The sequence below is a fragment of the Mycobacterium sp. TH-M106 genome (assembly GCF_057473765.1).
Map to the genome: position 1 here is coordinate 1 of NZ_JBYCLE010000574.1, position 6,719 is coordinate 6,719.

Here is a 6,719-nt window from a genome sequence, read left to right on the forward strand (position 1 = left end):
CGTTGCTGACCGGCTGGGCAACGGGCTTGCCCGACAGTGCTTTCGACCACGACGGTCAGCTGACCAAGCGGGATCTGCGCGCGTCTGCCTTGGCCCGACTGTCGCCGGTCCCCGGACAGCTGCTGTGGGACGTCGGCGCCGGAGCCGGGTCGGTCGGCATCGAATGGATGCGCGCCCACCCGACCTGCCGGGCGGTGGCCGTCGAGTCGAATAAGGCGAGGGCGCAGCGTATTTCGAGCAATGCACGCAATCTCGGGGTGCCGACGCTTGGCGTCGTGTGTGGAATCGCGCCGTTGGCCCTGGCCGATCTGCCCGCGCCGGACGCGGTTTTCCTGGGCGGTGGTGTCGCCGCAGCGCTCGCGGCGTGCCTGGCTGCCTTGCGTCCCGGGGGACGCCTGGTCGCGCACGCGGTGACGGTGGAGACCGAGGCGGTGCTGGCGGCCGCTTACCGCGACCACGGTGGCGAGCTGACGCGAATCCACGTCGAACACGCAGCCCCGCTCGGTGGGTCCACCGGATGGACACCCACACGCGCGGTCAGCCAATGGGCTTGGACGAGCCCCTGATTCGGGCCGGGTCGTAGAGATGGCTCTCCCCGGCGCATGGGTCACGCTCCTCGGCGAGTGCCCGGCCGACCAGGATCACCGCGGCCTGGCTCAGGCCCGCCGCCTCGACCGCATCGGCGATGTCGCCGATGGTGCCGCGCAGCACGAGTTCGTCCGGTTGTGAGGCACGGTAGACGACCGCGACCGGGCACTCCGCGCCGTACTTAGACGCTAATTCGGTTGTCAGCGCCCGGATCCGGGTGATCGCCAGGTGCAACACCAGGGTGGCGCGGGTCGCTGCGAACGCGGACAACGATTCACCGGCCGGCATCGCGGTGGAGGCGGCCTGGGTGCGGGTCAGCACCACCGACTGCGTCACCAGCGGCACGGTGAGCTCGTGGCCGAGGACGGCCGCGGCCGCGGCGTATGCCGACACTCCCGGGGTGACGTCCCACGGCACTCCGGCGGCGTCGAGTCTGCGGGTCTGCTCGGACAGCGCGCTGTACAGCGACGGGTCGCCCGACACCAGCCGCACCACCCCCAGTTCGGCGCGATACGCGGCAACCAAACGGCCCACGATCCCGTCCAGGTCGAGATCCTGGGTGTCGACGAATTGGGCTGCCCCAGAACAATGTTCGAGCACGGCGGCGTCCAGATAGCTGCCAGGGTAGAGGACCACGTCGGCGTTGTTGAGCAGCCGGGTGGCGCGCACGGTGAGCAGATCCGCCGCCCCCGGGCCGGCGCCGACGAAATGCACCTTTCGGCAGGTGCTCATGGAACCCGACGTGGTGTCCACACCCGGCCAGACGCTGTGACCCGGGTCGATGACGCGCCCACCAGCAACAGGCATTTCATGTCGACGGCGTCGGTGTCGAGGTCGCCCAGCGTGGTGACGGTGAGCGATTCCTGAGGCCGGCCGATGTCGCGTCCCACCACCACCACCGTTCCCGGACAGCGGTGCTCCAGCAGCACTTTGCGGGCGAGCGCGATCTGATCGGGCCGTCCCCGAGACGCCGGGTTGTAGACGGCCAGGACCAGATCGGCTTCGGCGATCGCCCGCAGCCGGGTCTCGATCACCGACCACGGCTTGAGTCGATCGGACAGGCTGATCACCGCGAAGTCGGCCCCGATCGGGGCGCCGGCCCGGGCGGCCACCGCCTGCACCGCCGAGACGCCGGGCAGCACCCGGATCGAGACGTCGCGATACCGCTCGTCTTCGGCGGCTTCGAACACGGCAGCGGCCATGCCGAATACGCCGGCGTCGCCACCGGAGACGACGGCGACTTTGTCGCCACGGCGGGCCAGGTCGAGCGCGAAACGGGCCCGGTCGATCTCGACGGTGTTTCCCGAGCAGTGCCGGTGCAGTCCCGGCCGTCGCGGAATCCGGGCCACATAGGGCCCGTAGCCCACCACGTGGTTGATCTCGGCCAGCGCCGCCGAGGCTTCACCGGTGAGCCAATCGTCGGATCCCGGACCGAGCCCGACGACCAGGAGTTCGGCGGCGCTGGTCGACGGCTCGGCAACCTGGCCCGCCGGAATCCGTGAGCGCCGCCCGTTGCGCGAGTCGCCGTCCACGACGATCACCGACAGGTAGGGCACCTTGGTCTCGTCGACGTCGACGACGGGCAGCCACCGCTGCGCGGGGTGGCTGGCGTATTCGACATAGCGGGCGTGTTCGAGCCGGCCGGCCCTGGCCAGGGCGCGGCGCACCGCGGGGAAGGTGCGTCCGAGTTTCATGACGATGGCGCCGTCGGTGTCGGCCAGTCGCGCCGCGAGTTCGTCTTCGGGCAGGGTTCCGGGCAGCACGGTGAGCACGTCGGTCTGGCGCACCAGCGGCGACGCCAGCGCGGCGGTGGCCGCGGCGAAGGCGGGCACCCCAGGGACGATCTCGGTGTCGAAGCGGTCGGCAAGCCGGTCGTGCATGTACATGTACGACCCGTAGAACAGGGGGTCGCCCTCGGCCAGCAGCGCGACCGTGCGGCCGGCTAACAGGTGGGCCGCCAGGCGATCCGCCGACTGCTCGTAGAAGTCGGCGAGTGCGCCGGCGTAGCCGCCCGGGTGGTCGGTTCCGCCGGCGGTGACCGGGTAGCGCAGCTCCTCTTCGATGGCGTCTTCGCGAATTAGGTCGGCGGCGATGCTGCGCGCGTAGGACTGTTTTCCGACACCGGCGTGGTAGGCCACGACGTCAGCTTCGCCGATCACCCGGGCGGCCTTGCGGGTGACCAGTTCGGGGTCGCCGGGTCCCAGTCCGACCCCGTAGAACCGGCCGGGGGATGCCTGACTGGTCATTCGGCCTCCGAGGCCAGCGCGTTGAGCGCCGACGCCGTCATGGCGGAGCCGCCGCGGCGTCCGCGCACCGTGATGAACGGGATGTCGATGCCATGGTCTTCGTGCAGGCGGGCGAGCGCAACCTTGGCCTCGGCGGCGCCGACGAAGCCCACCGGGCAGCCGACGATCGCCGCCGGCCGCGGGGCACCGTCGAGAATCATCTCCAGCACATGAAACAGCGCGGTGGGCGCGTTTCCGATGGCGACGACGCTGCCGGCCAGCATCGGTTCCCACAACGAGACGGCCGCCGCCGCCCGCGTGGTGCCCCACCTCCGCGCCAGGGCGGAGACGCGCTCATCGGCCAGATAGCAGCAGACCCGGTTGCCGGCCGGCAGCCGACCGGCGGTGACGCCCGCCGCCACCATCGTCGTGTCGCACAAAATGGGCGCGCCGGCGTGCAGGGCGGCCCGCCCGACCCGAACCACGTCGGGGTGGATCACCAGGTCACCGGCGAGATCGGTCTGCCCGCTGCCGTGGATCATCCGCACCGCCAGCTGCTCGGCCGCCGCCGGGACGTGGGAGAGGTCCGACTCCCGCCGGATGGTGGCGAACGACTCCAGGTAGATGGTCGGTCCGTCATCGAGGTAGCGGTAGCGCTTCGCCGGGCGCGTGGCGCTGCCGTTCACGCTGCCGCCGTCCGTGCCGAGGGGATGAGAATTCCGTGCCAGGGGGTCACGACCAAATCGGTGACGTGTCGCGCGGTTTCGATGATCGAGTGCCCGAGATCGCGAGTCAGCACACCATCGGGTACGCGCACATGGTTGCCGCCGGGCACCGGACCGTAGGGCAGCGGGCCGGATCGGGGCGGCATCCGCCGGTCAGCGACGGTGGCGGGCTGCAGCGGCGTGTCCAACTCGCGTACATGCCAGGCCGCTGTGGCCCCTCGGCCCCGTCTTGCCAGAAACGCACTCGCCATGCCGGCGAGGTGACCGGCGGAGTCCGACGCACTCACCACACCACCCCACCGCTCACCGATTCTCAGCTGCGCTTCAGTGGCACTGAGAGCCACCAGGCCCAGGTCGGTGCCGCTGCGCCCGGCGCCGGTGAGCCGGTCGAGGAGGTCACCCCGCCCGTCATCGAGGGTGAACAGGAACCGTCCCGGTAGCCGAGCGAGTCGAGGGTCACCGCAGAGCAACGCGTCGAGCCGGGCCGCTACCGGGCGAAGGTCGACCCGACCGCCGGCGTACCCGCTCTGCGGGGACACCAGAATGTTGCGGACCAGCTCGTGGGTGCGTGACGGCAGCAGCCCGGTCGATTCGATAGCGGACAGGGCCTGCGACGTCAGCCGCCCGCCTTCACCCGGCAGACCTCGGATCTGGAGGTTAGCCCGGGTCGTGAGGTAGATCCGGCCGTCGGAGAGCCGATCGGAGACCTCGAGCAGGCGCGCCAGCGATGAGACGGCCAGCGCACCGCCCACCAGGCGCAGCCGGACCAGCAGTCCATCGTGGGCGTGCCAGGGCCGTAACGCACCCGGGCACAGGTCGGTGCGCGTGCGTCGTTCGGTGGACGCAAAAGACGGCATGGGTGGGTTTCGTCGATGCTCTCTCGTCGTGGATCCAGCACGGGGACGGTGGTTGGCCGGTCCGGTTTGTAGCGTAGAACGCGTGGGTGGATGGCCCGGCTAAGACCCGGTGTCTTTGAGCGCATCGACGGCGCGGGCGAACATGGTGGACTTGATTGCGCCCAACGTGCCGGGGTCTTTTCCGGCGAGCGGGCGCAGCAGCTCGACCGCTGCAGCGGTGACCGCGCCCTCGGCGGCGGTGGCGTCGACGAGCCCGATAGCGGCGGCGTCCACCCCGCCGAAACGGCGGCCCGTCGTCATCGAAGCCATCGCCGCAGCCGGGGCGAGCTTGGCTTGAATCAGCGCGGCCATCCCCGGGGTGAACGGGATGCGAATGTCGACCTCCGGAAAGCAGAAGAAGCCGCGATCGGCACGCATCACCCGAAAGTCGTGGGCTACGGCCAGCATCGCGCCGGCACCGAACGCATGACCGCCGATCGCCGCCGCGGTCGGCACCGGCAGCGTCAACACCTTCGCCAGCAGCGCCTGTACCCGGCCGACATACCAGCCGGTTTGCTCGCCGTTGGCCATCAGCCAGTCCAGATCCAGGCCGTTGGTGTAGAACTTACCGGCGGCGGTGGTGACGAGTCCATGTGCATCGCCGGCGATGACGTCATCGAGCATCGCGCCGATCTCGTCGAGAAACCCGGGCGAGAACCGGTTCTCGCCGTCACCGAGATCGAGGATCGCGATCTTGTCGTCGTAGCTGAGGTTCATGGCCTCATCCCACCACGTCGAGATGACCGCAGGATGCCGGCATGACAGGATCGACAGATCATGAACACCACTGCTGGTACCGGCCGGGTCTTCTCCGGCGTACAGCCGACCTCCGGTTCGCTGCACCTGGGCAACGCACTGGGGGCGATCACCCACTGGGCGCAACTGCAGGACGATTTCGACGCCTTCTTCTGCGTCGTCGACATGCACGCCATCACCGTGCCGGGCTGGGACCCGCAGACGCTGCGGCGCAGCACCCTGGTTACCGCCGCGCAGTACCTGGCGCTGGGCATCGACCCCGTCCGCAGCACCGTCTTCGTCCAGAGCCACGTCCCCGCGCACGCCGAACTCGCCTGGGTGCTGGGGTGTTTCACCGGATTCGGGCAGGCGTCGCGGATGACGCAGTTCAAGGACAAGTCGGGCAAGCAGGGCACCGATTCCGCCACGGTCGGGTTGTTCACCTACCCGGTGCTGATGGCTGCCGACGTGCTGGCCTACCGCACCGACGTGGTGCCGGTCGGCGAGGACCAGCGCCAGCACTTGGAGCTGGCCCGCGATGTCGCGCAGCGGTTCAACGCCCGCTTCCCGGACACCTTCGTGGTGCCGGAGCCGCTGATCGCCAAGGCCACCGCCAAGATCTACGACCTACAGGATCCGACCGCCAAGATGAGCAAGTCGACGGCGACCGACGCCGGGCTGATCAGCCTGCTCGACGACCCGGCGGTCAGCGCTAAGAAGATCCGCGCGGCCGTCACCGACAGCGAGCGGGAGATCCGCTATGACCCCGGCGCCAAACCCGGGGTGTCGAACCTGCTGACCATCCAATCCGCGATTACCGGCACCGATATCGACAAACTGGTGGAGGCCTACGCCGGACACGGCTACGGCGACCTGAAGAAGGACACGGCTGCAGCCGTAGCCGAGTTCGTCACACCCGTCAAGGCCCGGGTCGACGAGTTGCTCGCGGACCCAGCCGAGTTGGAAGGAGTGCTCGCGGCCGGCGCGGAGCGGGCCCGCGAGGTGGCCGCCAGCACCGTCGAGCGGGTCTATGCCCGGGTTGGGTTCCTTGCGCCCCGGCCATGAACCCAGCCACCATAGTCGAGCGGCTGCGCGCTCGATACAGCTGGCTCGACCATGTGATGCGGGCTAACGAGCGCTACACCGACCGCAACGGCAACTTTCTTGCGGCCGGGCTCAGCTACTACACGATCTTCGCGATATTTCCCGTGCTGATGGTCGGCTTCTCGGTTGGCGGCTTGCTGCTGTCGCGGCAACCTCACCTGCTCGACGAGGTCGACCACCGGGTCCGGGCATCGATTCCGGGGGATTTCGGAGCGCAGGTGATTCATGTGATCGACTCCGCGATCGCGTCGCGCACCTCGGTTGGGGTGATCGGTCTGGCCTTGGCTGGCTGGGCAGGACTGGGCTGGCTGGCGAATCTCCGTGATGCGCTCGAAGAGATGGTCCGAATCAGCTGTCAACGGCAAGTGAAAACTGACCCCCTGGCGGCATCTGAAAATTGACCCCCTAGGCCCGGATGGTTGGTGGTTATTCTTCGGTGGTTCCGG

General features: G+C 69.3%; 7 protein-coding genes and 1 pseudogene. 3 read left to right on the forward strand and 5 right to left on the reverse strand.

The genetic code is table 11. The features are described 5' to 3' along the window. The coding region (gene cbiT / locus AC2VOP_RS19570) for a precorrin-6Y C5,15-methyltransferase (decarboxylating) subunit CbiT (RefSeq protein WP_486962509.1) at window positions 1-566 on the forward strand (566 nt) is incomplete at its 5' end. On the opposite strand, the gene cobM is transcribed toward cbiT, so the two are convergent. The 5 genes from cobM to AC2VOP_RS19595 form a co-directional block, all read right to left on the reverse strand. Next, window positions 538-1,320, reverse strand: a complete 783-nt coding sequence (gene cobM, locus AC2VOP_RS19575; protein ID WP_486962510.1) for a precorrin-4 C(11)-methyltransferase — start codon at window positions 1,318-1,320, stop codon at window positions 538-540. The two genes, cbiT and cobM, sit on opposite strands and share 29 nt — an antisense overlap. Further along, window positions 1,317-2,834, reverse strand: coding sequence for a precorrin-3B C(17)-methyltransferase (cobJ, locus tag AC2VOP_RS19580; RefSeq protein ID WP_486962511.1), 1,518 nt, complete (start codon window positions 2,832-2,834; stop codon window positions 1,317-1,319). The genes cobM and cobJ overlap by 4 nt, the downstream gene beginning before the upstream one ends. Continuing rightward, window positions 2,831-3,499, reverse strand: a complete 669-nt coding sequence (locus tag AC2VOP_RS19585) for a precorrin-8X methylmutase (RefSeq protein ID WP_486962512.1) — start codon at window positions 3,497-3,499, stop codon at window positions 2,831-2,833. The genes cobJ and AC2VOP_RS19585 overlap by 4 nt, the downstream gene beginning before the upstream one ends. After that, window positions 3,496-4,395 carry a nitrite reductase gene (locus AC2VOP_RS19590; RefSeq protein ID WP_486962513.1) on the reverse strand — a complete coding sequence of 300 codons (900 nt, stop codon included), beginning with the start codon at window positions 4,393-4,395 and terminating at the stop codon, window positions 3,496-3,498. The genes AC2VOP_RS19585 and AC2VOP_RS19590 overlap by 4 nt, the downstream gene beginning before the upstream one ends. A gap of 99 nt (window positions 4,396-4,494) precedes the next feature. Continuing rightward, window positions 4,495-5,151: an enoyl-CoA hydratase-related protein gene (locus AC2VOP_RS19595; RefSeq protein WP_486962514.1), complete on the reverse strand. Its 657-nt coding sequence runs from the start codon at window positions 5,149-5,151 to the stop codon at window positions 4,495-4,497. 60 nt (window positions 5,152-5,211) lie between these two features. On the opposite strand from AC2VOP_RS19595, the gene trpS reads away from it, so the two are divergent. Further along, entirely contained in the window at window positions 5,212-6,234 is a 1,023-nt protein-coding gene (gene trpS / locus AC2VOP_RS19600) for a tryptophan--tRNA ligase (protein ID WP_486962515.1), read from the forward strand. Beyond that, window positions 6,231-6,614 (forward strand): annotated as a pseudogene (locus AC2VOP_RS19605) (YhjD/YihY/BrkB family envelope integrity protein); the annotation flags it as partial. The gene trpS and the pseudogene AC2VOP_RS19605, both read left to right, overlap by 4 nt. Between the last annotated feature and the right edge of the window lie 105 nt (window positions 6,615-6,719).